Raw genomic sequence first — 26,009 nt, 5'->3', positions numbered from 1 at the left:
GACGCGTTGTCTCAGGCCGGTAGCGGCGGAAAGCTGACGCCGGGCGTGCCCGCCTGCCAGGGTGCGTGCTTGACCATCGCGCGCGCGAACATCTCCGAGCCGATCCAGCCCGCCAGCCATGCCTGCAGCCGAGGCCAGGGTTGGCCGTCGAACCAGGCCATGTCGACCATCGCGAACTGGCGCACGAAGGGCATGAGCGCCGCATCGGCGAGCGTTGCGTGGGCGCCGGCCAGCTGCGCCGACATCGCGAGCCGGTCTTCGAGCCCTTGCAGGAAGCGCCCGCCTTCGTCGCGTGCCGAGCCTTCCGATGCGGGATGGCGCGCCGGGTACTTGTAGCGGTCGAGCAGCGGCTTGAAGTCGTTGTCGCAGGTCGCCACCAGCGCGAGCAGGTCATCGACCGTGCCGCGCTCCGGGGCCAGCCAGCCGAGCGGATCGTTGCGGCGCAGCGCCCACAGCATCACGTCCAGGCTCTGTTCCAGCACTGCGGTACCACCATCGAGCACCAGCACGGGCACCGTGCCCTTGGGCGAGGCGGCGAGCATCTCGGCGGGCTTGCGCTTCAGCTCGATCTCGCGCAGTTCGCAGGGCTGTGCGCTTGCCACCAGCGCGAGCCGGGCCCGCATCGCATACGGGCAGCGGCGGAACGAATAGAGCACGGGGAGGGCGGAATCGGGCATGCAAACCAAGGTGGACGGGGGAGTTGTCCGATTGTCGAAGCATCCGGCCGGGTCGCGTGGTGGCGGGTTTTTCCTCACAATCGACCGCCATGGGCGATCGCCTTTTCCTCCGGCTTCACGACGACCCGCTGCACGGGCCGGAATCGGGCGTGCCCGACGAGGCGCTGCGCGTGCTGCCGGTGGCGCCGGCCTTGCAGTCGCATGTCTCGTACCTGCTGATGTACCGCGAGACCTTCGCGCCCGGCCACGAGATGCGCGAGCGCGTGCTGCCCGACGGAGCGATCCGGCTGGTCTTCAACTTCGGCGATGCGCCCTCGGCCGACGAGGCGCCGGGGCAGGCGGTCGAAGCGATCGGTGCATTCGCTGCACCGGCTGTGGTGCGGATGCACGACACCGTCGAGGGCTTGTCGGTGGCGTTGCGACCCGGTGCGGCGGCCGCTTTGCTCGGTGTGCCGGCCGGCGAGATCGCGGGCCGCGCGGTGCACCTCGATGAACTCTGGGGTGGCGAGGGTGTCACGCTGCTGGCGCGCATGGCCGAGGTGCGCGGCGATGTCGCGCGTGCGGAGTTGCTACAGCAAGCCTTGATGAAGCGGCTGCAGAAGGCCGGCGACGGCAAGCCACCGGCCGCCGCCACACAGGCCGCACGGCTCATCGCCGCTGCCGACGGGCGCCAGGCACTGCGTGAGGTGGCGCAGGCGGTCGGTGTGGGCGAGCGCCGGCTGCAGCAGATCTTTCATGCGCACGTCGGACTGTCGCCGCGCGCCTGGGGCCGGCTCGCGCGGCTGCATGCCTGCTTGCGCGCGCTGCGCCAGCACAGCGCGCCGGCCTGGGCCGACATGGCGCTGGACCATGGGTTCTACGACCAGTCGCACCTCGTCAACGAGTTCCGCGCCCTGTGCGGCGTGACGCCTACCGAGTTCCTCGGGCACAGGGTTTCGGTTTCTTCCAAGACGGCGCGCTGAGGCCGGCCTATCGTGGCGGGCCGTCCTCTCTCTGGAAGCAGGACCCCCACCGAACGAAGGAGCAACGACACATGACAGCAGACCACCCCACCCCTGACGCCGCGCACCGTCCGCTGGCGGGCCGCGTGGCCGTGGTGACTGGCGCCAGCCGCGGCGCGGGCCGTGGCATCGCGCAGGAACTGGGCGCGGCCGGCGCCACCGTGTACGTGACCGGGCGCAGCACCCGCGCGCGGCCGGCCGACACCTACGGCCAGCTGCTCGCCCTGTCCGAACTGGCGTCCTTGCCCGGCACCATCGACGACACCGCCGACGAGGTCACGCGCCTGGGCGGGCGCGGCATCGCCGCGGCCTGCGACCACACGAAGGAAGACGAGGTGGCCGCCTTGTTCGCGCGCGTCGAGCGCGAGCAAGGACAACTCGACCTGCTCGTGAACAACGCCTGGGGCGGCCACGAGACCTTCACGGGCGTCTTCGAGGCGCCGTTCTGGGAGCACCCGCTCTCCAACTGGGACTCGATGTTCGACCGCGGCGTGCGCAACCACCTCGTGGCCAGCCGCTGCGCCGCGCCGCTCATGGTGAAGCGCAAGCAGGGCCTGATCGTCACCACCACCTTCTGGAACCGCGACCACTACCTGCGCGGCAACCTGTTCTACGACCTTGCGAAGGCATCGATGACGCGCCTGGCCTTCGGCATCGCGCAGGAACTGCAGCCGCACGGCGTGGCGTCGGTGGCCGTGTCGCCGGGCTGGATGCGCACGGAGTTCGTGCTCGCGGGCCACAAGACCGACGAGGCGCACTGGCAGGAGCGCCCCGCGCTGGCGCGCACCGAATCGCCGCGCTACCTGGGCCGTGCCGTGGCCGCGCTGGCGGGCGATGCGCAGGTGCTCGACAAGACCGGCCAGGTGCTGCGTGTGGCAGACCTGGCGCGTGCCTACGGCTTCATCGACATCGACGGGCGGCAGGTCGAGGCGTTCGAGCTGTAGCCCAGGAGGCTCAGTACGAGCGCAGGGCGATGCCCCAGCGCCCATCGGCGCACACGACGATCCACAGGTTGGCGTGCGTGCTGAGCACGGCGCCGGCCGCATCGCGCCGCGTGTAGTGCACGACGAAGTGCACCTTGTCGTGGCTCACGAGCACGGGCTCCTTCTTCTCGTACTGCGTGCGCGCCCAGCCGGCGGCCTTGAGCGTGTCGAAGAAGTCCACCGGATGCTGGCCGGGCGCGGGCCAGTCGAGCCGACGCGCGCCCGAGAGCATCGTGTGCGGAAAGTGCAGCTCGGCGTCCATGCCGCGCGTGTCCGAGGCGTTGAATGCCGCCGTGAAGCGGTCCAGGCAGGCCGATGCGGCCTCCACGACAGCCGCATGCGGCGCATCGGAGGGCGGTGGGGCGACGAAGGCGGAAAAGTCGGTCATGTGACGGATGGTAGGCGAGCGTGTGCCGGGCAGGTGCCAGGTTCGTGTGGTGATATAAATGCAACCAAGTTGCGTCAATCCATATAATGCAACTCCCTTGCATTTGAAGAACGAACCTCCCATGGCCGATCGCCTTCCCGTCACCGTGCTGTCCGGCTTCCTGGGCGCCGGCAAGACCACGCTGCTCAACCACATCCTGCACAACCGCGAGGGCCGCCGCGTGGCGGTGATCGTCAATGACATGAGCGAGGTCAACATCGACGCTGCGCTGGTGCGCGACGGCGGCGCCCAACTCTCGCGCACCGACGAGAAGCTGGTCGAGATGAGCAACGGCTGCATCTGCTGCACGCTGCGCGAAGACCTCCTGATCGAGGTGAAGCGGCTCGCGAAGGAAGGGCGCTTCGACCAGCTCGTGATCGAGTCCACCGGCATCTCCGAACCGCTGCCGGTGGCCGAGACCTTCACCTTCGCGGACGAGGCCGGCCAGAGCCTGGCCGACGTGGCGCGGCTGGACACCATGGTCACGGTGGTCGATGCCTTCAACTTCCTGCGCGATTACGGCTCGCCCGACAGCCTGGGCCAGCGCGGCCAGTCACTGGGAGACGAAGACACGCGCACGGTGGTCGACCTGCTGATCGAGCAGATCGAGTTCTGCGACGTGCTGGTGGTCAACAAGACCGACCTTGTCAGCGCGCAGGAGCGCGAGCAGCTGATGGCGATCCTGCGCAGCCTCAACCCGCGTGCGCGCATCGAGGAGTCGGAATTCGGTCGCGTCGCGCTCGACCGCGTGCTCGACACCGGTCTCTTCGATTTCGAACAGGCCGAGCAGGCCCCCGGCTGGCTGGCCGAGCTGCGCGGCGAGCATGTGCCCGAGAGCGAGGCCTACGGCATCCGCAGCTTCGTCTACCGCTCGCGCCTGCCGTTCCATCCGAAGCGTTTCTGGGATCTGGTGCAAAGCGAGTTGGAGGGCGTGGTGCGCTCCAAGGGCTTCTTCTGGCTCGCGAGCCGCCCGACCCGTGCGGGCGCGTGGTCGCAGGCCGGCGGCGCCTGCCGCTACGGCGTGGCGGGCTTGTGGTGGGCTGCCGTGCCGCGCGAGCATTGGCCGACCGACCCCGACGGGCTCGAACTCATCCGCAAGAACTGGGACGACGCCACCGGCGACGCCCGCCAGGAACTGGTGCTGATCGGCATCGGCATGGACGAGGCCGCGCTGCGCGCGCGGCTCGATGCCTGCCTGCTCACGCCCGACGAGATGCGCTTTGGCCCGTCGTGGTGGCAGAACCTGCCCGATCCGTTTCCGTCCTGGAACGCGTAGGAGCGGCTCAACGGGAGCAGTCGCCGCAGGTGCCGTGCAAGGTCAAGGCCGTGTGCCGCGTGTCGATGCCCTGCTTGCGCAGCGCCTTGCCGAGCCGGCCCATCACCTTGGGCAGTTCGGGGTCGGAGGGCAGCGCCAGCACCTTGTGACACTGGTCGCATTCGAAGGTGTTGCCCGAGGCGGTGTCCACGTGCCGCGCGAAGCGGTTGACCCGGTCGGCGGCCACGCGGCGGTCGCACAGGCCGGCTTCGACCAGCCGGTCGAGCACGCGGTAGAGCGTGACACGGTCGGGCGGTTCGCCCGTGGCGGCGGTGTAGGCGGCGGCCACTTCCTCGTGGGTCAGCGGCTGCGAGCCGTGTTCGAGCAGTTCGAGCACGGTCTGGGCGGCGCGCGTCACGCGCAGCCCGCTGCCGCGCAGCAGCGCCTCGCTGTCGAAAGCGGCGGTGGCGCCGGGCGACGATGACTTCGGGGACGGATTTGGGGTCTTCATGCGTAACGCCATTGTGTTGCATCCGGCGTCTCCTTGTATCGGCAGGGGACGGGGTGTTGCGAGGTGCAAGTCGGCCAACCGGCCGTTTCGCGACGGCCCGGGTCGCCCGAATGCGCTAAGGTCTGGGCATTCGCACTCCTGAATACCTTCGTTGACCATGTCCCGTCCCCCCATCGAAATCGAAACCGCCCCGAACCCCACCGCCTCGGTGATCCTGATGCACGGCCTGGGCGCCGACGGCAACGACTTCGTGCCGATCGCCGGCGAACTCGACCTGTCCGCCGTGGGCCCGGTGCGCTTCGTGTTCCCCAACGCGCCGGTGATTCCGGTCACGCTCAACGGCGGCTACCAGATGCCGGCATGGTTCGACATCGCGGCGACCGATTTCAACGTGCAGGAAGACGCGGCCGGCCTGCGCCGCTCGCAAGCCACCATCGAGGCCGTGATCGCCAATGAAAAGGCCCGTGGCATCGCCGCCGACCGCATCGTGGTGGCGGGCTTTTCCCAGGGCTGCGCGATGGCGCTGTTGACGGGCCTGCGCCACACCGAGCGCCTGGGCGGCATCGTCGGCCTGTCGGGCTGGCTGCCGCTGGCTGCCAGCACCGCGGCCGAGCGCCATGCGGCCAACCACGACACGCCGGTGTTTCTCGGCCACGGCCGGCAGGACCCGATGGTGCCCATTGCCAGGGCGCTCCAGTCGCGCGACGCGCTCGCAGCATTGGGCTACACCGTCGAATGGCACGAGTACGCGATGGCGCATTCGGTCTGCATGGAGGAAGTGGCCGACCTGAACGATTTCCTGCTGCGCGTGCTGCGCTGAAGCACGCACCGCAGCAGCAACCCACGAGACAGACACAGAAGGAGATTCCCATGATCCTCGTCATCGGACACGCGCTGGCAAAGCCCGACACCCTGCAGGCGATGCTGGCCATCAGCGTGGAGCACGTGCTGCGCTCGCGCGCCGAGCCCGGCTGCATCTCGCACGAGGTCACGACCGACGTGCAGGAGCCGCTGCGGCTCACCTTCGTGGAGCGCTGGAGCGACATGGCGGCGCTGCAGGCGCACTTTCGCGTCGACGCGTCGCGCGCGTTCGGCAAGGCGCTCGCGGGCATGGCCGACGGCATGCCGTCGATCCACGTCTACCAGTCGGACGAGATCGACCTGTCGGCGGGCCGCGCCAAGGCTTGAATTCGGGCGCTCGTTCCGCACCGCAATGCCCGTGGCATGTGAGAGGGTAGCTATGAAAAGAGTAGCAAAAAACAGCATAGCCGGATGCGGGATTCCCTGCTTCAGCAGTGCCTGTCCGCCCGTGCTACCTTCCAGCCCCACAGAAGATTGATGGGTCATAAGAACATGAGCAACAGATTGCAGGAGAGGTTGGGTGCACTCCCGGCCGCGCGATTGAAGGGGATGCGTCGCGGCATCGAGAAGGAAAGCCTGCGCGCGTTGCCCGACGGCAAGCTGGCCCTCACGCCGCATCCGCTGGCGCTGGGCTCTGCGCTCACGCATCCGCACATCACGACCGACTTCAGCGAGTCGCAGCTCGAGCTCATCACGGGCGTGCACGCGGGCGTGGAGTCGGCGCTCGAAGAGCTCACGCGCGTGCACCAGTTCACCTACCGCGTGCTCGACCAGCTCGGGGACGAGCGCCTGTGGGTGTCGAGCATGCCCTGCGGCCTGCCGACCGACGAGACCATTCCGATCGGCCGCTACGGCTCCTCGAACGTGGGCCGCGCCAAGAGCGTGTACCGCATGGGCCTGAGCCATCGCTATGGCCGCCGCATGCAGACCATCTCGGGCATCCACTACAACTGGTCGCTGCCCGACGTGTCGAGCGAAGAGTACTTCGCGCTGATCCGCAATTTCCGCCGCCAGGCCTTCCTGCTGCTGTATCTGTTCGGCGCCTCGCCGGCCCTGTGTTCGAGCTTTGTCGCGGGCCGCCCGCACGAGCTGCAGCCGCTGGGCGACGGCAGCATGTTCATGCCGCACGGCACCTCGCTGCGCATGGGCCGCCTGGGCTACCAGAGCGAGGCGCAGGCCTCGCTGGCCGTGAGCTACAACAGCCTCGAGGGCTACGGCGCCTCGCTGCAGGACGCGCTCACGCGCCCGTGGCCGGCTTACGAGGCCATCGGCATCCGCAACCTCGGCGGCGACTACAACCAGCTGGGCACCAGCCTGCTGCAGATCGAGAACGAGTTCTACGGCACCATCCGACCCAAGCGCGTGATCCACCCGGGCGAGCGCCCGCTGCATGCGCTGCGCGAGCGCGGTGTCGAGTACGTCGAGGTGCGCCTGATGGACCTCGACCCCTTCGAGACCGTCGGCATCAATGCGCAGACCATGCGCTTCATCGACGTGTTCCTGCTGCACTGCCTGCTGAGCGACAGCCCCGACGACACCCCGCAGGAAATCGCCGACCTGGCGCAGAACCAGCACCTCACGGCCGCGCGCGGCCGCGAGCCGGGGCTGAAGCTGCGCCGCGACGGGCGCGAGGTCGGACTGACCGACTGGGGCCTGGAGCTGGTCGAACAGTGCCTGCCCATTGCCGCCGCGCTCGACGCGGCACAAGGTGGCACACAGCACGTCGATGCGGTGCGCGCCGCCAAGGCCGGCCTGGAACATCCCGACAGCCTGCCCTCGGCGCGCGTGCTCGCGGCTATCGAACAGCAACATGGCAACTCGTTCGTGGGCTTCGTGCGTGCCCAGTCGGAGCAGACGCGCGCCGCGCTGCTCGCGCTGCCGTTCACCGCGGCGCAACAGGCCGAGTTCGAGCGCCTGACGGCCGAGTCGATCCAGGAACAGAAGCGCATCGAGGCGGCCGACACCATGCCCTTCGAGATCTACCGCGAGCAGTACGTCTCGCCGGCGCGCCTGGGCATGGCCCCCGGCCGTTTGCCCGTCGCAGCCTGAGTCAGTCAGAGGTACCAAAGGGCGTCGGCGAGCCAGTGCTTGCCGACAGCTCCGCTGGTCGATGACCTACAGCCATTGACCTGTCCGGCCCACCGTGGCCGTGAGGGCAGCCCGGAAGATGGCGCCATGCGCTGCCACGAATCGGACCCGGGACCCTCACCATGACGCTCCATGCCTATCTGGTCGAGGACAGCCCCGTGATCCGCGAGAACCTCGTCGACTTCCTGGAAGACGTGGCCCAGACCCATGTGGTGGCCTCGGCCAGCACCGCCGACGAAGCCCTCGCCTGGCTGCGCGACCACAAGAGCGACTGGGACCTGGCCATCGTCGATCTGTTCCTGCAGCGCGGTAACGGACTGGCCGTGCTGCACGCCTGCCGCCAGCGGGCGCCGCACCAGAAGGTGGTGGTGCTCAGCAACTACGCCACCGCCGACATGCGCCTGCGTTCGCAGCAACTGGGCGCCGATGCCTTCTTCGACAAATCGGCCGAGCTCGACCAGCTGGTCGCGTATTGCGCCACGGTTCAGCCGTCGCATGGGTGACTCCTGCCGGGGCCGCCCGAGGGCGCGAGGCGGCAGGCAGGGTGGGGAACTGAGGTAAAACGCCGGGTTGCCGCCCGTCGGCAACCTCTTCCCAACACCTTACAGACAGCGAGCACAGACCTCATGAGCAACAGCACCATCGACTTCAAGGGCCGCGTGGCCATCGTGACCGGCGCGGGCGGCGGCCTGGGTCGCCAGCATGCGCTGGCGCTGGCGGCGCGCGGCGCCAAGGTGGTGGTCAACGACCTGGGCGGCGCGCGCGACGGCTCCGGCGGCTCGGTCAGCGCCGCGCAGGCGGTGGTCGACGAGATCAAGGCGGCCGGCGGCGAAGCCATTGCCAACGGCGCCTCGGTGACCGACTTCGAGGCCGTGCAGGCCATGGTCAAGCAGGCGGTCGATGCCTGGGGCCGCGTCGACATCCTGGTGAACAACGCCGGCATCCTGCGCGACAAGAGCTTCGCCAAGATGGAACTGGCCGACTTCAAGCTCGTGGTCGACGTGCACCTGATGGGCGCCGTGAACTGCACCAAAGCCGTCTGGGCGCTCATGAACGAGCAGAAGTACGGCCGCATCGTGATGACCACGTCGTCGTCGGGTCTGTACGGCAACTTCGGCCAGAGCAACTACGGCGCCGCCAAGCTGGCGCTGGTGGGCCTGATGCAGACGCTGAGCATCGAAGGCGCCAAGAACGACATCCGCGTGAACTGCCTGGCACCCACCGCCGCCACGCGCATGACCGAAGACCTGTTCCCGCCGGAAATGCTCGAGGCCTTCCGCCCCGAGGCCGTGGTGCCCGCGATGCTGGTGCTGGCCGCGCAGGATGCGCCCAACCGCACCATCCTGTGCGCGGGCGCGGGCACCTTCGAGGCCGCGCACATCACGCTGACGCAGGGCGCCTGGCTGGGCATTGCCGCCGACACGCCCGAGCAGCTGGCCGCGCGCCTGTCGGACGTGACCGAGCGCGAGGGCGAGGCCGTGCCCCAGAGCGGCGCGGCCCAGGGCGCGAACGAAGTCGCCAAGGGCATGGCCAACGCCAGGCGCGGCTGAGTCGGCGGTCCTTCGGGTCATGGCGCTTGACCTAGAGCGCACTCGAGCATTTCCAATGAATTCACCGGATGTCCGGTGTCTTCATTCCCTCAAGGAAATCACGCCATGCACACGATCGACCACAGCATCGACAACAAGGCCCTCGTCCAGCGCATCCACGCGGAGCTGGACAAGGGCAACGGCCAGGCCTTCATCGACAGCCTGGCCGACGACGCCAGCTGGACGCTGGAAGGCAGCACACCCTGGTCGCGCACCTACCAAGGCAAGCAGGCGATCCGCGAAGAACTCATCAGGCCGCTGTTCGCGCAGTTCGCCGGCCCTTACGTGAGCAAGACCGAATGCATCGTCGCCGAGGGCGACCGCGTGGTGGTGCTGTTCAGCGGCGATGTGCCGACCAAGGCCGGAAAGCGCTACAACAACCGCTACTGCTACGTGTACCGACTCGAAGGAGGCCAGGTGAAGGCATTGACCGAGTACTTCGACACGGCGCTGGTCGAGCGGGCGCTCGACGCGCCGACCGCTCATGCCGGCTGACCACGGCGCCCCGTTCCTCATCGGTGAGCTGGCGGCGCGCACCGGCCGCACGGTGCACGCCATCCGCTGGTACGAATCGCAGGGACTGGTGCCCGGCGTGGCGCGCGACGCAGGCGGGCGGCGTGTGTATGGCGAACTGCATGTGGGCTGGCTCGACCTGATGGACCGGCTGCGCCGCACCGGCATGTCGATCGCCGAGATGCGCGACTACACGGCGCTCGCGATGCAGGGCAAGGCCACCCTGCGCCAGCGGCGCGACCTGCTCGAGGCGCATCGCGCGCGCGTGCACCAGACGATTGCCGACTGGCAGCAGGCGCTGTCGCTGGTCGATCGCAAGATCGATTTCTACGACGCCTGGATGGCCGACGGGCGGCGCCCGCCGCTCATTCCGGTGGAGACCCCGCAGGGCCTGCCGGCGGCGCCGCCGAAGAAGCAGCGCAAGCCGGGGCGCTGAGCCCTATTCGGCGACGAAGCCGGTGCCGTCCTTGCGGATCGAATCGCGGTCGCGGCGGTTGTTCAGGCGCCCCAGCGTGTTGTCGAGCAGGCGCTTGAGCTTGTCGGCCGCACCGCGGAAGGCCTCGTCGAGGCTGGCCGCGTGCTGTGTCACCGCGAGCGGCTGGTGGTGCGCCAGGCGCGCTTCCATCACGCAGCACTTGTCGCCGCTGCCGGCCTTGTCGTGGTTCTCGTCGCTCAGGTGCACCTCGACGCGCGTCACGTCCTGGACGAAACGGCTCAGCTGCTGCTTGATCTCGGTGTCGGCCCAGCGCTCCAGCGTGTCCTTGTTGGTGATGCCATTGCTCGTGTTGACCTGGATCTGCATTGCGTATGTCCCTGCTGGATGGTGAACGAGCCTTCACTGTGCACCCGAAAGAGTGCCCCTGTGCGTAGGTGTGTTGCCCCTGTTGCCCGGGGTAGCTGACCCGTGTCAGCTCTGGATGTAGGAGGTCAGCTGCGTGATGGTCTGCTCGTGCTCGGCAATGATGTCGTCCATCAGGTCCTGGATGGAGATCATGCCGACCACCTTGTCGCCGTCGACCACGGGCAGGTGGCGGAACTTGCGCTGGCTCATGAGCGCCATGCAGGCGCGGGTGCGGGTCTGCGGGGTGACGGTCATCACGTCGGGCGTCATGATCTCGGCGACCTTCATCTCCTTGGAGTTCTTGCCCTGCAGCGCGACCTTGCGGGTGTAGTCGCGTTCGGACAGAAAGCCCACGAGCTTCTCGCCGTCCATCACCATCAGCGCGCCCACCTCGAAGTGCGCCAGCGTGGCCAGCGCGTCGAACACGCTGGTGTGGGGCGAGGTGCGCCAGGCGGCGGAATCGTGGCGCTTGAGCAGTTCGGAGACGGGTTTCATCGCGGGCACTCCATTCAGGGGTTTCGATCCGGCCGCCGCACGCGGCGCCGTGCTTCGGACAAATCATAGGGGCGGAATCGCCCGTCGCGATGCAAAAACCTGCGGGGTGTTGCGCGTGTCACGCAGCGCACACGAACCCCGCCGGCTTTCGGGGGTGAGCTCAGGGCGCGGTAGCGAGCACGCGGCTCAGCGCCACGGCGTTGCCCGCGACGTTCTTCACGAGGCCCTTCTCGTCGAAGTTCACCTGGAACTCCGACCAGCTGTCGCGCCAGTAGCGCCAGACGGGCGCGTCCAGGCTCGGGTTCTCGCTGGCCACCGGGTAGCCCAGCGCCATCAGCACCTGTTCGCGCGTCATGCCCGGCATCACCTTGCCCGCGACGATGGCCGCGCCGACCTCGGGCGGGAAGCTCGCGATCTTGCGCTTCGGGTCTTCGGTGACCACGTAGCGCTTGGCGAAGTCGATCAGCGTGATGTTGCGGCTGTAGTCGTTCTTGATGCGCTGGGGCTTGCCCGCGAGGTCGACGTTGAAGAAGCGGAAGTCGTAGGCCGTGATGCGCGCCGGGGTGCCCACGGCGACGATGCTCGTGCCCTGTTCGTCGTAGTTGATGTCGCTGATCGAGTCGCCGTATGTGCGCATGTTGCAGCACAGGAAACCGTCGGTCAGCGGACCGGGCGGGGGCGACGGGCGCTGGGCCTGCGCCACGGTGGCGGACAGGATGGTGGTGGCCGCCAGCAGGGCGGCGGTGGCAAGGCGCTGGACCATGGAAAGGATCTCCCTCGTTGTGACTTCTTGAAACAGCTGCGTGGCGCAGCGCGCGGATTCTAGGGGCGTTCCCGCGCCCGTGAAGCCAGTGAATACGCCAGTTGTTGCTATCAAAAGCGCAGCATCGAGGAATCGGTCCGTTTCCCGGTTCACAATGCGCACCCGGCCCGCGAGGCCGGCCCCTTCCAGACAGCGCGAAAGAAAGAGCATCCATCGATGGCGATCCAGTGGTTCCCCGGTCACATGTATTCGACCCAGAAGGCCATCACCGAACGGGTGAAGGACATCGACGTGGTGATCGAACTGCTCGACGCGCGCCTGCCCGGCTCCAGTGCCAACCCGATGCTGGCCGAACTCACGGCCGGGCGGCCCACGCTCAAGGTGCTCAACAAGCAGGACCTGGCCGACCCCGCGCGCACCGAGGCCTGGCTGGCGCACTACAACGCGCTGCCCGACACCCGCGCCATTTCGCTCGACGCCAGCCTGACCATGCCCGCGCAGCGCATCGTGCGCGCCTGCCATGAGCTCTCGCCCAACCGCGGCGGCATGGCCAAGCCGATGCGCGTGCTGATCTGCGGCATTCCGAACGTGGGCAAGTCCACCCTCATCAACACGCTCACCGGCGGGCGCAAGGCCAAGACCGGCGACGAGGCCGGCATCACCAAGCTGGAGCAGCGCATCACGCTGGCCGACGACTTCTACCTGTGGGACACGCCCGGCATGCTGTGGCCGCGCATCATCGTGCCCAAGAGCGGCTACAACCTCGCGGCCAGCGGCGCGGTGGGTCGCAACGCCTTCGATGAGGAAGAGGTCGCGCTGGAGCTGCTGGACTACCTGAAGGCGAACTACGCCGAAGGCCTCGTCACGCGCTTCAAGCTCGTCGAGCTCGATGCCGCCACCATGGCCGCCATGAAGGACGAGGAAGTGCTCGACACCATCGGCCGCAAGCGCGGCGCGCTGCTGGGCAAGGGCAAGGTCAACCTGCAGAAGGCGGCCGAGATCGTGATGCACGAGTTCCGCGCCGGCAACCTGGGGCGCATCACGCTCGAGACGCCCGAGGAGTTCGCACAGTGGCTGGCCGCCGGCCAGCGCGCCGACGCCGAGCGCGCCGCGAAGAAGGCGGCGCGAGGCAAGAAGGGCAAGCAAAAGCCCGTCGCACCAGAGACGACGGAAGCGGACGGCAACCCCTCGGCGGACGAGTGAAGGTCTTGCGCGCGGCCCACTGAACGCCGCGCGCCTCGCCCCTATCATCGAGACATGCAACGTCTCACGCGCCAGCGCAACGCCGTTTTCTCCGCCTTCAGCGACGCCGGTCGCGTGCTGACCGCCCCCGAAATCCTTGAACACGCACGGGCCATCGTGCCCGAGATCAGCCTGTCGACCGTGTACCGCCAGGTCTCGCTGCTGCTGGCCGATGGCGAGATCGCCAAGGTCGAGCTGCCCGGCGAGCCGGCGCGCTACGAGGTGGCCTGCAAGGCCGACCCGCACGACCATTCGCACGACGCAGGCGAGGGTGGCGACGCGGGGCACCACCACGATCACCACCATCACTACTTCCATTGCTCGCACTGCGGGCAGGTGTTCCTGCTGCACGCCTGCCCGGGGCCGATGCACGACCTGGCGCCCCAGGGCTTCCAGGTGACGCACCACGAAGTGACCTTGCACGGCCTGTGCGCCACCTGCGTCGAAACCGGCGCGAAGACCCCGAAGGCGCATCCGCCGCACTGACGACGGCGGGTCCCGGCAGGCCGGGAAGGCTTATAAAGTTATTGAGAATGAATTCTCAATAAAGTATATTCGCGTGTCCGAACGCAATTCAACGGTCACGTCCATGCAAGTCCTGTCCTCGCTCAAAGAAGCCAAGAAGCGCCACCGCGATTGCCAGGTGGTGACGCGGCGCGGCCGCACCTACGTCATCTGCAAGTCCAACCCGCGCTTCAAGGCGCGGCAGGGCGGCGCGAAAAACAAGAACAAGCGCTGAGCATTCGGCGGCCATCTCGCCGCCGTCGCCTTCACTCCCCCTCGATGACCGCATCGGCGTGCGAACGCCGGGGCGTGCCTGCGCGCGCCTTTCCTTTTCTTCTTCATCGGAATCCCTCCGCCATGCTCCGAGCCTCCGGCCTCACCAAGCGCTACGGCGCGCACACCGCGCTCGACCGTCTCGACCTCGACATCCGAGGCGGCGACATCTACTGCCTGCTGGGCGCCAACGGCGCGGGCAAGACGACGACCATCAACCTGTTCCTGAACTTCATCGCGCCCACCGAGGGTTCGGTCGAGATCAACGGCACCGATGTCACGCGCCATCCGGTCGCCACCAAGCAGGACGTGGCGTACATCCCCGAGCAGGTCACGCTGTACGGCACGCTGTCGGGGCTGGAGAACCTGCGCTTCTTCGCCGGCCTGGCGCTAGGCCACGAGTTGCCGCGCGAGCGCCTGCTCGCGCTGATGACCGAGGTGGGACTCGACCATGCAGCCGCCGACAAGCGCGTCAGCATGTACTCCAAGGGCATGCGTCAGAAGGTGTGGATCGCGGTGGCGCTGGCCAAGCAGGCCAAGGCGCTGCTGCTCGACGAGCCGACCTCGGGGCTCGACCCGCACGCCGCCGCCGAGTTCTCCGACCTGCTGCGTCGCGCGGCCGATCGCGGCGTGGCCGTGCTCACCACCACGCATGACCTGTTCCACGCACAGCAGACCGCCACGCGCGTGGGGATCATGAAGCGCGGCCGGCTGGTCGAAAGTCTCGAAGGCGCGCAGATCGGCCAGACCGATCTGCAGTCCCTCTACCTGCAACACATGAGGGCCTGATCAGATGCTGATGCGCTGGATCGCCCGACGCGAATTCACCGAACGCCTGCGCGACGGCCGCCTGTACTGGGCCGGCGGACTCGTGGCCGTGCTGCTCTTCACCGCGCTCGCCGTCGGCTGGGCGCACCAGCGCGGCGCCCATGCCGAGCAAGTGGCTGCACAGGCCATGGACTACCGCGACTGGCTGCACCAGGACAAGCGCCACCCGCACGACGCCGCGCACCAGGGCATGCATGCCTTCAAGCCCGAGCCGCCGCTGTCGATGGTCGATGCGGGCATCAACCCCTACATCGGCAGCACCGTGTGGCTGCAGGCGCACCGCCAGAGCGAGGTCAAGTTCAATGCCGCGCAGGACGCGACCGGCCTGCAGCGCTTCGGCAACCTGTCGGTCGGCTGGATCCTGCAGGTGCTGGGCCCGCTGCTGGTGATCGTGCTGGGCTTCAACGCTTTCGCGGGCGAGCGCGAGCAGGGCATCCTGCGCCAGACGCTGAGCCTGGGCGTCGCACCGCTGCGCCTGCTGGCCGGCAAGGCGCTCGCGCTGTCGGCCTTGCTGGCGGTGCTGCTGGTGCCGGCTGCGCTCGTGGCCGCCGTTGCGGTGGCGGTGGGTGCGGAGCCGGGCGGGCGCATCGATGCGTTGCTGCGGCTGGGCGCCTGGTCGCTGGGCTACGCGGTGTACCTCGGCATCTTCGTGTGCCTCGTGCTGGGCGTGTCGGCGCTGTCGTCCACCTCGCGCATGGCGATCACCGTGCTGCTCGCGCTGTGGATCGGGCAGGCCGTGATGGCGCCGCGCGTGCTCTCCGAACTCTCGCGCACCTGGTTCCCGAGCCCGACGCGGCTCGAGTTCAACAAGGCACTCAGTGCCGAACTCAAGGCCGTGTCGAACCAGGTCTGGCAGCAGAACTTCGGCACCACCGAGCGTTGGGGGCGCGACGTGCCGCTGAGCAAGTGGGGCATCGCGCTGCGCCTGGACGACCAGGCCTCGTACCCCGTGTACGACCGCCACTACGGCCGTCTGTGGGACACCTGGGAACAGCAGCAGAAAGTGCAGGAGTGGGGCGGGCTGCTGATGCCGCTGCTCGCGGTGCGCAGCTTCTCGATGGGCATGGCGGGCACCGACTTCGCGCACCACCGCCGCTTCACCACGGCGGCCGAACTGCACCGCCGCAACATCCAGGACCTGATGAGCAAGGACCTCGTGGCGCATGCCGACCCGCTCGGCGACCGCCATTTCTCGTACCAGGCCACAGCCGACCTCTGGGCCACCGTGCCGCCCTTCGACTACCACCCGCCCGGGGCGGGATGGGCGCTGCGGCACCAGGCGCGCAGCTTCATCGTGCTGTGCGTGGGCCTGCTGCTCGCAGCGGCCTTCGCGGCCTTCGCCACCCTGCGCCAGCGCGCGCTCTAGAGAGGAGGCCACCCATGTCCATCCATCCTCCCCAAGGCCGCCGCCTGCTGGCCGTGATGCGCCAGGAAGTGCGCCTGATGCTCGCCGAGCGCGGCCTCTGGATCGTCGGCGCGCTGTTCCTGCTGCTCGTGGCTTATGCACTGGGCAACGGCCTCTTGCAGACCGCCAAGCGCGACCGCGCGCAGGCGGCCGTGGCGCAGGCCGACCGCGACACCCGCACTGCACAGCGCGCATTGCTCGAAGCCATCTTCGCCGGCACCGCGCAGCCCACGCCTTTCGAGAACCCGGCCGACCCTTCGCGCATGGCGAGCGGCTACGGCGGCCAGCATGTGCTGCTGCCGACCGCGCCGCTGGGGCCGGTCGCGCTGGGGCAGAGCGATCTGTTCCCGAGCCAGTACCAGGTCACGAACCAGAGCCGCGTCGTGTTCATGAATCCGAGCGACATCGAGAATCCGTGGCACCTGCTGAGCGGGCATTTCGACCTGGCCTTCGTCATTGTCTACCTGCTGCCGCTCCTGATCTTCGCGCTCAGCTACAACCTGCTGTCGGCCGAGCGCGAGAACGGCACGCTGCGCCTGCTGCTGTCGCAACCGCTGCGGCTGCGCACGCTGCTCGCGGGCAAGCTCACGGTGCGCGCGGCCGTGCTGCTCGGGCCCGCCGTGCTGCTGCCGGTGGCCGTGCTGTGGATCGCGCGTTCTGCGGGGCTCACGGGAGAGACTGGAGGGGCAGGCAGCGCCACCCTGTGGTGGGCGCTGCTGGTCGGCGCCTACGCGCTGTTCTGGTTCGCGCTGGTGGTGGCGGTGAATGCCTTCGGCGCCTCGTCGGCGACGAATGCGATGGTGCTGGTCATCGCCTGGGTGCTGCTGGTGCTCGTGGCCCCGGTGCTGCTCAACCTGGCCGTCACGCAAGCCAGCCCCTCGCCTTCGCGCACGGAACTCGCCACGCGCCAGCGCGTGGTCACGGCCGAGGCGATGAAGCGCTACCAGGACCTGCTGGGCACCGAGTACCAGCACGTGGGGCAGGGCGCCATCCTCGTGCCGCGCGACGGAAAGATCGAGATCGCCGGCCGCTCGATGGCCAACTACCGCATCCAGCGCGAAGTCGATGAGGCGATCAGCCCCGAGCTCGCGCGCTTCGATGCGCAGCAGGCCCGGCAGCAGGCGCTGGTGAGTCGCTTCGGCGCCGTGTCGCCGGCGGCCGTGGCCTACGAAGGCATGACCGCGTTGGCCGGCAACGGCGCGCGCCGCCACGCGCGCTTCGAGGCGCAGACCGTGGCGCACCACGAGGCCTGGAAGGGCTTCTTCTTCCCGCGCATCGATGCACACGATGCGCTCATGCCGGCCGATTTCGACCGCATGCCCACCTTCGCATGGCACGAAGAGCCCGCCGACCTCGTGCGCGGCCAGGCTGCGCTCGCCGTGCTGCAACTGCTGGTGCCGAGCCTGCTGCTGTTCGGCCTCGCGGCCTGGCGGCTGCGGCGCTTCTCGGTGGCCTGACGCATCGCTCTTTTCTTTTTCTTCATCGCACCGCTTCATGACCCCGTTCACCCGCACCGCCGCCGCGCTGGCCGCGCTCACCGCCTTCCAGGTCGCTTCCGCCCAAGACAGCAGCAGGGCCGAACTCGGCACCGTCACCATCGAAGGCAGCCGCGACGCGAACAGCCTGCACCTCGAAGAGTCGAGCGGCACGGCCTCGCGCCTCGGTCTCTCGGTGCGCGAGACGCCGGCCTCGGTCGAGATCCTGTCGCAGGACGCGATCGCGCAGCGCGGCGCGCGCACCTTCAGCGAGGCGCTGCGAGGTATGGCGGGCCTGTCGGGTGGCGGCCCGCCGTCGTCGCCGACCACGCTGTCGCTGCGCGGCTTCACCAGCCTGATGTACCTCTACGACGGCGTGCGCAGTTCGGGGGCGGGTGTCACCAACCGCGTGCAGGACACCTGGAACTACGAACGCATCGAGGTGCTCAAGGGCCCGGCCTCGGTACTCGACGGCGAGGGCGCCATCGGCGGCATCGTCAACTTCGTGACCAAGCGGCCCGACCGCAGCAACCCGCACAAGGAGGCGCTGCTCTCGTACGGCAGCTACGGCTCCACGCGCGCGGCCTTCGGTTTCGGCGGCGCGCTGGGCGAGGCCAGCGCCTACCGGCTCGACTACAGCCGCAACGACACCAAGGTAGGCACCATCGATCGCAACGGCGAGCGCATCGACCACTTCACGAGCGGCCTGCTGGTGGACCTGGGCGGCTCGGTGAAGCTCGATCTGTCGTTCGACTACCTGCGCGACGACAACGACGCCTACTGGGGCACGCCGCTCGTGCCGCGCAGCTTCGCCACGCAGCCGACGAAGGTGGTGAGCACGCCCGACGGCCGCGTGATCGACAAGCGCATGGCGCGCACCAACTACAACGTGCGCGACGACGAGAACTCGTCCGAGACCTACTGGCTGCGTGCGCGCCTCACGGGGCAGCTCGACGGCGGCTGGTCGTGGCGCAACGAGTTCTCGGCCAACCGGTCGAACCGCGTGTTCCGCAACTCCGAGAGCGCCACCTTCGTGCCGCCGGCCAGCATCGCGCGCGACCAGACGCTCATCACGCACGACCAGGACTTCTGGCTCAACCGTTTCGACGCCACGCACAAGGGAAAGATCGCCGGGCTGGACAACCGCTTCGTCGTCGGCGGCGAATACAGCGAGACGCGCTTCGGCAGCCAGCGGCGCTTTTCGAACAGCAGCGCCTCCACCGCTGCGCAACTGCGCGTGCCGGTGTTCGACCCCTACACCGGCTACTTCGACGACAACCCCGCGCTGACCACCGGCGCGGGCAACCGGGCCGACACCTTCTCGCGCGTGAAGGTCAGCTCGGTCTTCGTGGAAGACGCGCTCAAGCCGATGCGCGATCTCACGCTGGTCGGCGGCCTGCGCCACGACCGCACCGAAGTCGACCGCCGTATCTGGGACCTGAACGCAGGCAGCGTCTCGCGCTTCGGTGCGAGCTACCGCGCCACCTCGGGACGCATCGGCGCGGTGTACGACCTGTCGCCGCAATCCAGTGTCTACGCGCAGTACACCAACGCCACGCTGCCGGTGGGGTCGCTGTTCCTGCTGTCGGCCTCGAACGCGGCGTTTCCGATGTCGCGCGGCAAGCAGGCCGAGGTGGGCTTCAAGCAGAGCCTGCCTGCGGCGAACCTGGAGTGGACCGCGGCGCTGTACAAGATCGAACTCGACAACGTGCTCTCGCGCGACCCGAACAACGCAGCCACCACCGTGAACAACGGCCGCCAGTCGTCGCGCGGCCTCGAGCTCTCGGCCGTGTGGAAGCCCACGCGCGAATGGACGCTCGCGGGCAACCTGGCGGCGCTCGATGCGCGCTTCGACACGCTGGTGGAGGCGGGCAACGTCTCGCGCGTGGGCAAGACCCCGCCGAACGTGCCCGAACGCATGGCCAATGTCTTCGCCACCTACCGGCCCGACGGTTCGAAGTTCGAATACTTCGCGTCGCTGAACCACACCGGGCCGATGTACACCGACAACGCCAACCAGATCCGCATCAACGGTTTCACCACCGTCGACGCGGCCGTGAGCTACCGCCTGAAGAACGCGCTGCTGAGCTTTCGAGTGCGCAACCTGACGGACCGGCTCTACGCCACCTGGACCGGCCGCGCCGCGAGCCAGGTGCTGCTGGCGCCGCGGCGGACCTTCGAGGTGTCGGCGAAGTTCGATTTCTGACGACAGCGCCGCGGTGTGCGCTCAGCGCATCTGCAGCCGCGCGTCTTTCGGATACCCGATCGTGTAGTCCGCCGACACGCGCGCCGTCTGCCCTGCGTCCAGGTCGAAGCGCCACATCGCCAGCCCCGGCTGCTTGTTCCAGGCCTGCTCGGCCGGCTGCGGCGCGAAGCGCGTGGTCACGCGCACTTGCTCATCGACCGACACGGGCGCGGCCTCCAGCACTTGCACCGCGATCGGCGTGCGGTGGCGGTTCTCGACCACATAGGCGCGCTGCACCTGGCGCTCGGCGCGCGAGCCGGCGAAGCCGCCCGTGCCCTGGTTGTCGCGCTCGGGCTCGGCGCGCACCTGCACCAGCTCGTCGCGGCCGAACGAGAGCGTCAGCTTCTCGTCGCTCGACACGTTCCAGCGACCCTGGCCGACGAAGTTGCCGTCGCGGTACAGCTGCAGCGGCCCGGCCGGCCACACGCCCGAAGGCTGGGCCATCTCGGCGACGAGGAAGGCGCTCGGGTCCACGCGCGGGCTGGTGCGCGCGGCGAGCTGCGCGGTGTCCTCGTGCTGGCCCAGCGCCAGGGTCACGCGCTGGCCGTTGGACGGCACGTCGATGCTTTGCGGCACGGAAAATTCGGTGGCGAAGCTGTTGTCGAACACGCTCACGTCGAACAGCGGCTCGCGTGCGCGCGACGCCGCCATCTTCCGGTCGGCGGCAATGGGTGCCGCGGCGGGCATGGGGGCGTACATGCGTGCCTCCTCGGCGTGCACGCGCGGCGGCGGCTCGATGCCGATGCGCCATGCATTCGGCAGGCGCCCCGTGGTCTCGCGGCGCGGCTGGCCGGTGGACAGCACCAGCTTCACGCCGCGCCAGTCCTCGCCCGTGGCCTGCGCCACCAACGCCTGGCGCTCGATGCGCACCTTGCGCGTCGTGGTGTCGAGCAGCGCGCGGTAGCTGGGCGTCCAGCCGGGACCGTTGACCTGGTAGCTGAGCTTCACCTCGGCGTCGGCGCTGGCGGCCAGCGTGACGGTCACGGCCGTCACCTGCGCGCCCTGGCCCTGCGTGCGGTCGCGCTCGGCCAGCAGCGGCTTGAGCTGGCGATCGAGGTCGGTCTGGCGGCGCTGGATCTGGTGCTGCTTGAGCAGCGCGTCCTGGCCCGAGCGGCGCATCGCCTCGGTCATCGACGTGAGGTTGCGCGCATCGATGGGCGCACGTGCACCGGGCGTGGCCTCGCTGCCCGAGAGCCCCTTGAGGTAGCCCGTGACCATGCCCAGCGCATCGGTCTCGGCCTGCAGCGCGGCCTTCTGGTCCTCGAGCTCGCGGATGCGGCCGTCGAGCGCGCTGGTGGCGCAGTTCGCCGAGAGTTCGCGCGCCTCGCTGAGCACCGAGGTCTCGCCCACGCGCACCGACGCGCCGGCCGAGACCTGCAGGCTCTGCACATCGAGCCCGGCCGGCAGGCAGGCGAAGGTGACCGAGCGGGCGCCGGCCGCGACCCGCGTCACGCGTTCCACCGTCGCGCTGCCGGGGTAGACCTTGACCTGCGTGATGCGCGAGGCGTCGGCCTGCAGCTGCGCATGAACGGCGGCGCTCGCGGTCAGCCAGAGGGCCGCGACGGCGGTGGCGCGCAGGAGGAGACGGGCGGAGAACGGTGTGTGCATGGAAAGCCTTCCGGAAGAAAGTCAGTGACGAATCTCTGCTCTTACGGACGAGGCGGGCGAACGGGGTTAAGGCGTCGCGAAGTTTTTTTCATGACGCCGATGTGACGCGGGCACGCCGCTGTCGCGCATGCATCTGCCCGCGCCGGATCGGTCACCCAAGAGACGGCGTGCGGCGCTGCTGCTTCCTAGAGTGGGCCCCACAACCCCTCCACCTTTCTTGAAAGGACACGCACGATGCTCGACACGATCCAGGCCATCAACAAATCCGCCGCCTTCAACCGCTGGGCCGGCTTCGAAGTGACACAGGCCGCCGACGGGCAGGCCGAGCTGCGCATGAAATGGCGCGAAGACATGGGCCAGTACACCGGCTTCCTGCATGCCGGCATGATCGGCGCGCTGCTGGACACCGTGAGCGGCTTCGCGGCCGCCACCCTGGCGGGCCGCGTGCTCGCGTCGCATTTCTCGGTCAACTGCATCTCGCCGGCCATCGGCGACGCCTTCGTGGCGCGCGGGCGCGTGGTGAAGGCCGGGCGCAAGCAGGTGTTCGTCGGGGCCGAGCTGTTCGCGCAATCGGCAGGTCAGGGCGAAGACGCGCTCAAGCTCGTGGCGACGGCGAATGCCATTCTGGTGCCGGTGGACGAGGCATCGACGACGCCGAAGCCAAAGCAGGCGGCGTGACCACCGCAACCTCGGCCTTGCGCTTCAGCCCGAACAGCGGCCGCAGCCAGCCGACGCGGCGGATCAGCCCGTCGGTCAGCAGCCAGCAACCGGCGATCGTCACGGCGACCAGTGCCACGGGCTCCCAGACCGGCCCCAGCGCCAGCGGTGCCAATACCGCCACGCCCGCGACGATCAGCGTCTGGTGCAGCATGTACCAGGGGTAGACCGATTCGTTGGCCCAGCGCAGCCACGGCCAGGGGCGGTTCAGATAGTGGTGACCGTGGCCCAGGATCGTCGCGACCGCCAGCCACAGATAGGCATTGCGCAGCACGTCCATCAGCAGCCCCGTGGGCGGGGCCTTGGCGCCGACGCGCAAGGCGATGAACGCGCCGATCGCCGCCACCGCCAGCAGCAGCGACACGCGACGCAGCCGTTCCAGCTCGCGCCAGATGCCGGTGTCCACGCCCATCCAGTAGCCGTAGAGGAACACGGTGAAGTAGATGCTGTGCAGGTGGAAGTCCCACACCAGGTTGTGCGTGGCCGGGAAATGCCGCGCCAGCAGCATCGTCCACACCAGCAACGGCAGCGCCGGGAGCACCAGCAGCTGCCAGCCGCGCAGCCCGTTGAAGCGCCGGCGCACCCATTGCCCGGCGGCCGATCGCCACAGAGGCAGCGTCAGCGCGACCCCCGCCGTGTAGAGAAACAGGTAGGGCAGGTACCAGAGGTGGTTCCAGGTGATGCCGAACTCCGCCCCCGCGAACGCACCTTTGGGCCACGGTGCGCCCATCGACAGGTAGCGCAGCAGGAAGGTGCCGAAGCCCGGGGCGACCAGCCCGCGGGCCACGCCTTCGGCATAGGCCTGGTAGGGCACGACCACCGCCATGCCGAAGGCCAGCGGCAGCATCAGCCGCAGGCCGCGGCTGCGCAGCAGGCCCCAGGTGCCCTGGCCCCGGCTCAGGAAGCCGAGCGACACGCCCGAGATCAGGAACACCAGGTCCATGCGCCACAGGTTCAGCACCCGCATCGGCCAGGGCAGCCAGTCGGCCGCGTGCGGGCTCTTGAGGTGCCAGGGCCAGTCGGCCACGTAGTACATGCCCACGTGGTACAGGATGACGAGCAGGAAGGCGAGGGCGCGCAGGGCGTCGATGTCGTGGCGGCGGGCCGCGCCGGGCGGGGAGGTCGGGAGGGTCATCGCAAGGTCCTCGAAACGGGGAAAGTGCGGTCATCGTGGGGGCCGGCGCCGCGCCGCGGGATGGCCGTGGGACGGATCGCCCGGGCTTTGTGACGAGCGGTGGCCCGGGTGGGACGAAATTCGCCCCGGCAGCGCGCGGATGGCGAGAATCGCGGGCATGCAAGCGTCCCGCCGGAACCTGTACGAGCGCTACGAGCCGATCCGCCGCTACGTCGAGGTCGGCTTCTGGATCGTGCTGATGACGCTGCAGGGCGCGTTCAACACCCTGGTCGCGATGATCGACGCCCGCGGCCGCGCCGTGCCGCGCGCCATGTGGGAGATCGTCACCTGGGAGGCGTCGAGCCACCTGGTGCTGCTGATGCTGGTCCCGGTGCTGGTGGCCATCGAGCGCCGGCTGGCGCCGCTGATGCCCGGGCGCTGGCTGCGCTTCCTGGCCGGACACATCGTCGCCAGCGTGGCGATCAGCCTCGTGCACGTGGCGGGCATGTTCGCGCTGCGCTCGCTGGTCTACGCGTTGGCGGGCGGGCGCTACGACTTCGGCGGATGGACCGACCAGTGGGGCTACGAATACCTGAAGGACGTGCGGGTGTACGTCTCGATGGTCTTCGGCATCTGGGCCTACCGGTTCTTCATGCTGCGGCTGCAGGGCGAGGCGCGGGTGCTCGATGCGCCGGAAGAGGGCGGGGCGCCGGTGCCCGAGACTTTGGCGGAACCGGAGGGAGCCCAACCCTCGATGCAGGAGTTGCCCCCATCCGTTGCACCGCAGCCGACGCGCCCCGAACGCTTCCTCGTGCGCAAGCTGCGCCGCGAATTCCTCATCGCCGCCACCGACATCGACTGGCTGCAGGCCGAAGGCAACTACGTCGGCCTGCACGTCAATGGCCACGACTACCTGCTGCGCGCCACGCTCACCGACTTCCTGACCCAGCTCGACCCCGCCACTTTCGTGCGCGTGCACCGCAGCCACGCCGTGAACCTGGGCCGCATCCGCGAGATCGAGCCGCTCGACGGCGGCGACGCCCGGCTGCACATGCACGACGGCACGACCGTGCCCTGCAGCCGGCGCTACCGCGACGCGCTGCGCGCCGGCGCGGGTTGAGCCACACGGCGCGCGGCCCGATCCGGTGCGCGCGGGCGTGAGATCGGCCCGCTATTGGGTCGTTTCGCACCATCGAAGAGCCTGCGGGCACCATTTTTGCTTTCTTGCCGCGTCGACCCGGGCCGTTCGGGTGCGATGCACCAAATCAAACCAAAAACCTGCAAGAAGCTCTCATGGACGCACTCAAACAGGGCGCAGACGCGCTGTTCATCCTTCTCGGCGCGATCATGGTCCTGGCCATGCATGCCGGCTTTGCCTTTCTGGAATTGGGCACCGTGCGCAAGAAGAACCAGGTCAATGCGCTGGTCAAGATCCTGGTCGACTTCTCGGTGTCGACCATCGTGTACTTCCTGGTGGGCTACGGCGTTGCCTACGGCACGCATTTCTTCGTGAGCGCGACCGAACTGTCGGCAAGAAGCGGCTACGAGCTGGTGAAGTTCTTCTTCCTGCTCACTTTCGCGGCGGCCATCCCGGCCATCATTTCGGGCGGCATCGCCGAGCGCGCCAAGTTCTGGCCGCAACTCATCGCCACGGCGGTGATCGTCGGTTTCGTCTACCCGCTGTACGAGGGCATCGCCTGGAACAAGGCCTTCGGCATCCAGGGCTGGATCGCTTCGGTCACGGGCCACGAGTTCCACGACTTCGCCGGCTCGGTCGTCGTGCACGCCGTGGGCGGCTGGCTGGCGCTGCCGGCCGTGCTGCTGCTGGGCGCACGCCGCAATCGCTACCGCGGCGACGGCTCGCTCAGCGCGCATCCGCCGTCGAACATCCCCTTCCTGGCGCTGGGCGCCTGGGTGCTGTGCGTGGGCTGGTTCGGCTTCAACGTGATGAGCGCGCAGAGCATCGACAAGATCTCGGGCCTGGTCGCCGTCAACTCGCTGATGGCGATGGTCGGCGGCACGCTGGTCGCGCTGGCCATGGGCAAGAACGACCCCGGCTTCGTCTACAACGGCCCGCTGGCCGGCCTCGTGGCCGTGTGCGCCGGCTCCGACCTGATGCACCCGCTGGGCGCGCTCGTGACGGGCGGCGTGGCCGGCGCCATCTTCGTCTTCATGTTCACGCGCACGCAGAACAAATGGAAGATCGACGACGTGCTCGGCGTGTGGCCGCTGCACGGCCTGTGCGGCACCTGGGGCGGCATCGCGGCCGGCATCTTCGGCACGCAGATGCTCGGCGGCATCGGCGGCGTGAACCTGTGGGCGCAGCTCATCGGCACCGTGATCGGCGTGGTCTGGGCATTGATCGGCGGTGCGATCGTGTATGGCGTGCTCAAGGCGACCATGGGGTTGCGCCTGTCGCAGGAAGAGGAATACGACGGGGCCGACCTGTCGATCCACCACATCTCGGCGACGCCCGAGCGCGAGGTGAACTGGTAAGGCGGTGAAGGGGCCTTTCCGAGTCGAGGCACGGATCCGGAAGCTGTAGCAAACTTGCCGGCTTCCATCTGAACGACCGGTCCCCACCCCCCCATGAC

General features: G+C 68.8%; 28 protein-coding genes. 20 read left to right on the top strand and 8 right to left on the bottom strand.

Annotated elements, in window-relative coordinates; genetic code table 11:
* Window positions 1-11 precede the first annotated feature (11 nt).
* Window positions 12-677 (bottom strand): glutathione S-transferase, encoded by a 666-nt coding sequence (locus tag D3H34_RS25610; protein WP_119557049.1) that lies wholly within the window; start codon window positions 675-677, stop codon window positions 12-14.
* Window positions 678-766: 89 nt separating this feature from the next.
* On the opposite strand from D3H34_RS25610, the gene D3H34_RS25605 reads away from it, so the two are divergent.
* Both D3H34_RS25605 and D3H34_RS25600 read left to right on the top strand, forming a co-directional pair.
* Window positions 767-1,639, top strand: coding sequence for a helix-turn-helix domain-containing protein (locus D3H34_RS25605; RefSeq protein ID WP_119557048.1), 873 nt, complete (start codon window positions 767-769; stop codon window positions 1,637-1,639).
* Window positions 1,640-1,710: 71 nt separating this feature from the next.
* Complete coding sequence (locus tag D3H34_RS25600; protein WP_119557047.1) at window positions 1,711-2,622, top strand: SDR family NAD(P)-dependent oxidoreductase; 912 nt, start codon at window positions 1,711-1,713, stop codon at window positions 2,620-2,622.
* Window positions 2,623-2,632: 10 nt separating this feature from the next.
* On the opposite strand, the gene D3H34_RS25595 is transcribed toward D3H34_RS25600, so the two are convergent.
* A complete protein-coding gene (locus D3H34_RS25595) occupies window positions 2,633-3,049 on the bottom strand; it encodes a hypothetical protein (protein ID WP_119557046.1) in 417 nt (138 codons plus the stop codon).
* A 121-nt stretch (window positions 3,050-3,170) separates the two neighbouring features.
* Between D3H34_RS25595 and zigA the strand changes: the two genes are divergently transcribed.
* On the top strand, window positions 3,171-4,364 hold the full coding sequence (gene zigA, locus D3H34_RS25590) for a zinc metallochaperone GTPase ZigA (RefSeq protein WP_119557045.1): 1,194 nt from the start codon (window positions 3,171-3,173) through the stop codon (window positions 4,362-4,364).
* Between the two features lie 7 nt (window positions 4,365-4,371).
* On the opposite strand, the gene D3H34_RS25585 is transcribed toward zigA, so the two are convergent.
* Window positions 4,372-4,854: a Fur family transcriptional regulator gene (locus tag D3H34_RS25585; protein WP_119557044.1), complete on the bottom strand. Its 483-nt coding sequence runs from the start codon at window positions 4,852-4,854 to the stop codon at window positions 4,372-4,374.
* 157 nt (window positions 4,855-5,011) lie between these two features.
* Here D3H34_RS25585 and D3H34_RS25580 point away from each other — a divergent pair, with 157 nt between their 5' ends.
* From D3H34_RS25580 to D3H34_RS25550, 7 genes are all read left to right on the top strand, one after another.
* On the top strand, window positions 5,012-5,674 hold the full coding sequence (locus D3H34_RS25580; protein ID WP_119557079.1) for an alpha/beta hydrolase: 663 nt from the start codon (window positions 5,012-5,014) through the stop codon (window positions 5,672-5,674).
* Between the two features lie 50 nt (window positions 5,675-5,724).
* Window positions 5,725-6,042: a putative quinol monooxygenase gene (locus tag D3H34_RS25575; protein ID WP_119557043.1), complete on the top strand. Its 318-nt coding sequence runs from the start codon at window positions 5,725-5,727 to the stop codon at window positions 6,040-6,042.
* Window positions 6,043-6,207: 165 nt separating this feature from the next.
* Complete coding sequence (gene gshA, locus D3H34_RS25570; RefSeq protein ID WP_119557042.1) at window positions 6,208-7,764, top strand: glutamate--cysteine ligase; 1,557 nt, start codon at window positions 6,208-6,210, stop codon at window positions 7,762-7,764.
* A 161-nt stretch (window positions 7,765-7,925) separates the two neighbouring features.
* The gene (locus D3H34_RS25565) at window positions 7,926-8,306 is read left to right on the top strand and encodes a response regulator (RefSeq protein ID WP_119557041.1); all 381 of its coding nucleotides are present in this window, start codon (window positions 7,926-7,928) and stop codon (window positions 8,304-8,306) included.
* Between the two features lie 123 nt (window positions 8,307-8,429).
* The gene (locus tag D3H34_RS25560) at window positions 8,430-9,353 is read left to right on the top strand and encodes an SDR family NAD(P)-dependent oxidoreductase (protein WP_119557040.1); all 924 of its coding nucleotides are present in this window, start codon (window positions 8,430-8,432) and stop codon (window positions 9,351-9,353) included.
* A 105-nt stretch (window positions 9,354-9,458) separates the two neighbouring features.
* Window positions 9,459-9,887, top strand: coding sequence for a nuclear transport factor 2 family protein (locus D3H34_RS25555; RefSeq protein WP_119557039.1), 429 nt, complete (start codon window positions 9,459-9,461; stop codon window positions 9,885-9,887).
* Window positions 9,877-10,341, top strand: a complete 465-nt coding sequence (locus D3H34_RS25550; RefSeq protein WP_119557038.1) for a MerR family transcriptional regulator — start codon at window positions 9,877-9,879, stop codon at window positions 10,339-10,341. The genes D3H34_RS25555 and D3H34_RS25550 overlap by 11 nt, the downstream gene beginning before the upstream one ends.
* A 3-nt stretch (window positions 10,342-10,344) precedes the next feature.
* Here the strand turns inward: D3H34_RS25550 and D3H34_RS25545 are convergent, their stop codons facing one another.
* The 3 genes from D3H34_RS25545 to bamE form a co-directional block, all read right to left on the bottom strand.
* Window positions 10,345-10,707: an HPF/RaiA family ribosome-associated protein gene (locus tag D3H34_RS25545; RefSeq protein WP_119557037.1), complete on the bottom strand. Its 363-nt coding sequence runs from the start codon at window positions 10,705-10,707 to the stop codon at window positions 10,345-10,347.
* A gap of 105 nt (window positions 10,708-10,812) precedes the next feature.
* Window positions 10,813-11,241, bottom strand: a complete 429-nt coding sequence (locus D3H34_RS25540; protein WP_119557036.1) for a CBS domain-containing protein — start codon at window positions 11,239-11,241, stop codon at window positions 10,813-10,815.
* A 160-nt stretch (window positions 11,242-11,401) separates the two neighbouring features.
* Complete coding sequence (gene bamE / locus D3H34_RS25535; RefSeq protein ID WP_119557035.1) at window positions 11,402-12,004, bottom strand: outer membrane protein assembly factor BamE domain-containing protein; 603 nt, start codon at window positions 12,002-12,004, stop codon at window positions 11,402-11,404.
* Window positions 12,005-12,220: 216 nt separating this feature from the next.
* On the opposite strand from bamE, the gene ylqF reads away from it, so the two are divergent.
* From ylqF to D3H34_RS25500, 7 genes are all read left to right on the top strand, one after another.
* A complete protein-coding gene (gene ylqF, locus D3H34_RS25530; RefSeq protein ID WP_119557034.1) occupies window positions 12,221-13,207 on the top strand; it encodes a ribosome biogenesis GTPase YlqF in 987 nt (328 codons plus the stop codon).
* Window positions 13,208-13,261: 54 nt separating this feature from the next.
* Entirely contained in the window at window positions 13,262-13,732 is a 471-nt protein-coding gene (locus D3H34_RS25525; RefSeq protein ID WP_119557033.1) for a Fur family transcriptional regulator, read from the top strand.
* A 103-nt stretch (window positions 13,733-13,835) separates the two neighbouring features.
* Window positions 13,836-13,985, top strand: a complete 150-nt coding sequence (gene ykgO, locus D3H34_RS25520) for a type B 50S ribosomal protein L36 (RefSeq protein ID WP_013542562.1) — start codon at window positions 13,836-13,838, stop codon at window positions 13,983-13,985.
* Between the two features lie 122 nt (window positions 13,986-14,107).
* On the top strand, window positions 14,108-14,812 hold the full coding sequence (locus D3H34_RS25515; protein ID WP_119557032.1) for an ABC transporter ATP-binding protein: 705 nt from the start codon (window positions 14,108-14,110) through the stop codon (window positions 14,810-14,812).
* A 4-nt stretch (window positions 14,813-14,816) separates the two neighbouring features.
* Window positions 14,817-16,217, top strand: a complete 1,401-nt coding sequence (locus tag D3H34_RS25510) for an ABC transporter permease subunit (RefSeq protein ID WP_205736808.1) — start codon at window positions 14,817-14,819, stop codon at window positions 16,215-16,217.
* Window positions 16,218-16,231: 14 nt separating this feature from the next.
* Window positions 16,232-17,713 carry an ABC transporter permease subunit gene (locus D3H34_RS25505; protein ID WP_119557031.1) on the top strand — a complete coding sequence of 494 codons (1,482 nt, stop codon included), beginning with the start codon at window positions 16,232-16,234 and terminating at the stop codon, window positions 17,711-17,713.
* Window positions 17,714-17,750: 37 nt separating this feature from the next.
* Window positions 17,751-19,937, top strand: a complete 2,187-nt coding sequence (locus tag D3H34_RS25500) for a TonB-dependent receptor (RefSeq protein ID WP_119557030.1) — start codon at window positions 17,751-17,753, stop codon at window positions 19,935-19,937.
* A gap of 21 nt (window positions 19,938-19,958) precedes the next feature.
* Here the strand turns inward: D3H34_RS25500 and D3H34_RS25495 are convergent, their stop codons facing one another.
* On the bottom strand, window positions 19,959-21,584 hold the full coding sequence (locus D3H34_RS25495) for a DUF4139 domain-containing protein (protein WP_119557029.1): 1,626 nt from the start codon (window positions 21,582-21,584) through the stop codon (window positions 19,959-19,961).
* A gap of 234 nt (window positions 21,585-21,818) precedes the next feature.
* Here D3H34_RS25495 and D3H34_RS25490 point away from each other — a divergent pair, with 234 nt between their 5' ends.
* The gene (locus D3H34_RS25490; protein WP_119557028.1) at window positions 21,819-22,262 is read left to right on the top strand and encodes a PaaI family thioesterase; all 444 of its coding nucleotides are present in this window, start codon (window positions 21,819-21,821) and stop codon (window positions 22,260-22,262) included.
* Here D3H34_RS25490 and D3H34_RS25485 read toward each other — a convergent pair.
* Window positions 22,180-23,436 carry an acyltransferase family protein gene (locus D3H34_RS25485; protein WP_119557027.1) on the bottom strand — a complete coding sequence of 419 codons (1,257 nt, stop codon included), beginning with the start codon at window positions 23,434-23,436 and terminating at the stop codon, window positions 22,180-22,182. The genes D3H34_RS25490 and D3H34_RS25485 overlap by 83 nt on opposite strands.
* Before the next feature lie 157 nt (window positions 23,437-23,593).
* On the opposite strand from D3H34_RS25485, the gene D3H34_RS25480 reads away from it, so the two are divergent.
* Both D3H34_RS25480 and D3H34_RS25475 read left to right on the top strand, forming a co-directional pair.
* Window positions 23,594-24,535, top strand: a complete 942-nt coding sequence (locus tag D3H34_RS25480) for a LytTR family DNA-binding domain-containing protein (protein WP_119557077.1) — start codon at window positions 23,594-23,596, stop codon at window positions 24,533-24,535.
* Window positions 24,536-24,708: 173 nt separating this feature from the next.
* Window positions 24,709-25,911, top strand: coding sequence for an ammonium transporter (locus tag D3H34_RS25475; protein ID WP_119557026.1), 1,203 nt, complete (start codon window positions 24,709-24,711; stop codon window positions 25,909-25,911).
* The last annotated feature ends 98 nt before the right edge of the window (window positions 25,912-26,009 follow it).

The sequence above is a fragment of the Acidovorax cavernicola genome (assembly GCF_003581445.1).
This window is presented reverse-complemented; position numbering and strand designations above follow the sequence as displayed.

Bases quoted from the DNA above. Each gene is read 5' to 3' on its own strand.
- D3H34_RS25480 (WP_119557077.1), top strand. From the start codon at position 23,594: ATGCAAGCGTCCCGCCGGAACCTGTACGAGCGCTACGAGCCGATCCGC.
- D3H34_RS25515 (WP_119557032.1), top strand. From the start codon at position 14,108: ATGCTCCGAGCCTCCGGCCTCACCAAGCGCTACGGCGCGCACACCGCG.
- D3H34_RS25600 (WP_119557047.1), top strand. From the start codon at position 1,711: ATGACAGCAGACCACCCCACCCCTGACGCCGCGCACCGTCCGCTGGCG.
- D3H34_RS25510 (WP_205736808.1), top strand. From the start codon at position 14,817: ATGCTGATGCGCTGGATCGCCCGACGCGAATTCACCGAACGCCTGCGC.
- D3H34_RS25545 (WP_119557037.1), bottom strand. From the start codon at position 10,707: ATGCAGATCCAGGTCAACACGAGCAATGGCATCACCAACAAGGACACG.
- D3H34_RS25475 (WP_119557026.1), top strand. From the start codon at position 24,709: ATGGACGCACTCAAACAGGGCGCAGACGCGCTGTTCATCCTTCTCGGC.
- D3H34_RS25595 (WP_119557046.1), bottom strand. From the start codon at position 3,049: ATGACCGACTTTTCCGCCTTCGTCGCCCCACCGCCCTCCGATGCGCCG.
- D3H34_RS25560 (WP_119557040.1), top strand. From the start codon at position 8,430: ATGAGCAACAGCACCATCGACTTCAAGGGCCGCGTGGCCATCGTGACC.
- D3H34_RS25500 (WP_119557030.1), top strand. From the start codon at position 17,751: ATGACCCCGTTCACCCGCACCGCCGCCGCGCTGGCCGCGCTCACCGCC.
- D3H34_RS25610 (WP_119557049.1), bottom strand. From the start codon at position 677: ATGCCCGATTCCGCCCTCCCCGTGCTCTATTCGTTCCGCCGCTGCCCG.
- D3H34_RS25585 (WP_119557044.1), bottom strand. From the start codon at position 4,854: ATGAAGACCCCAAATCCGTCCCCGAAGTCATCGTCGCCCGGCGCCACC.
- ykgO (WP_013542562.1), top strand. From the start codon at position 13,836: ATGCAAGTCCTGTCCTCGCTCAAAGAAGCCAAGAAGCGCCACCGCGAT.
- ylqF (WP_119557034.1), top strand. From the start codon at position 12,221: ATGGCGATCCAGTGGTTCCCCGGTCACATGTATTCGACCCAGAAGGCC.
- D3H34_RS25525 (WP_119557033.1), top strand. From the start codon at position 13,262: ATGCAACGTCTCACGCGCCAGCGCAACGCCGTTTTCTCCGCCTTCAGC.
- gshA (WP_119557042.1), top strand. From the start codon at position 6,208: ATGAGCAACAGATTGCAGGAGAGGTTGGGTGCACTCCCGGCCGCGCGA.
- D3H34_RS25540 (WP_119557036.1), bottom strand. From the start codon at position 11,241: ATGAAACCCGTCTCCGAACTGCTCAAGCGCCACGATTCCGCCGCCTGG.
- D3H34_RS25580 (WP_119557079.1), top strand. From the start codon at position 5,012: ATGTCCCGTCCCCCCATCGAAATCGAAACCGCCCCGAACCCCACCGCC.
- D3H34_RS25550 (WP_119557038.1), top strand. From the start codon at position 9,877: ATGCCGGCTGACCACGGCGCCCCGTTCCTCATCGGTGAGCTGGCGGCG.
- D3H34_RS25485 (WP_119557027.1), bottom strand. From the start codon at position 23,436: ATGACCCTCCCGACCTCCCCGCCCGGCGCGGCCCGCCGCCACGACATC.
- D3H34_RS25575 (WP_119557043.1), top strand. From the start codon at position 5,725: ATGATCCTCGTCATCGGACACGCGCTGGCAAAGCCCGACACCCTGCAG.
- bamE (WP_119557035.1), bottom strand. From the start codon at position 12,004: ATGGTCCAGCGCCTTGCCACCGCCGCCCTGCTGGCGGCCACCACCATC.
- zigA (WP_119557045.1), top strand. From the start codon at position 3,171: ATGGCCGATCGCCTTCCCGTCACCGTGCTGTCCGGCTTCCTGGGCGCC.
- D3H34_RS25495 (WP_119557029.1), bottom strand. From the start codon at position 21,584: ATGCACACACCGTTCTCCGCCCGTCTCCTCCTGCGCGCCACCGCCGTC.
- D3H34_RS25565 (WP_119557041.1), top strand. From the start codon at position 7,926: ATGACGCTCCATGCCTATCTGGTCGAGGACAGCCCCGTGATCCGCGAG.
- D3H34_RS25555 (WP_119557039.1), top strand. From the start codon at position 9,459: ATGCACACGATCGACCACAGCATCGACAACAAGGCCCTCGTCCAGCGC.
- D3H34_RS25605 (WP_119557048.1), top strand. From the start codon at position 767: ATGGGCGATCGCCTTTTCCTCCGGCTTCACGACGACCCGCTGCACGGG.
- D3H34_RS25505 (WP_119557031.1), top strand. From the start codon at position 16,232: ATGTCCATCCATCCTCCCCAAGGCCGCCGCCTGCTGGCCGTGATGCGC.
- D3H34_RS25490 (WP_119557028.1), top strand. From the start codon at position 21,819: ATGCTCGACACGATCCAGGCCATCAACAAATCCGCCGCCTTCAACCGC.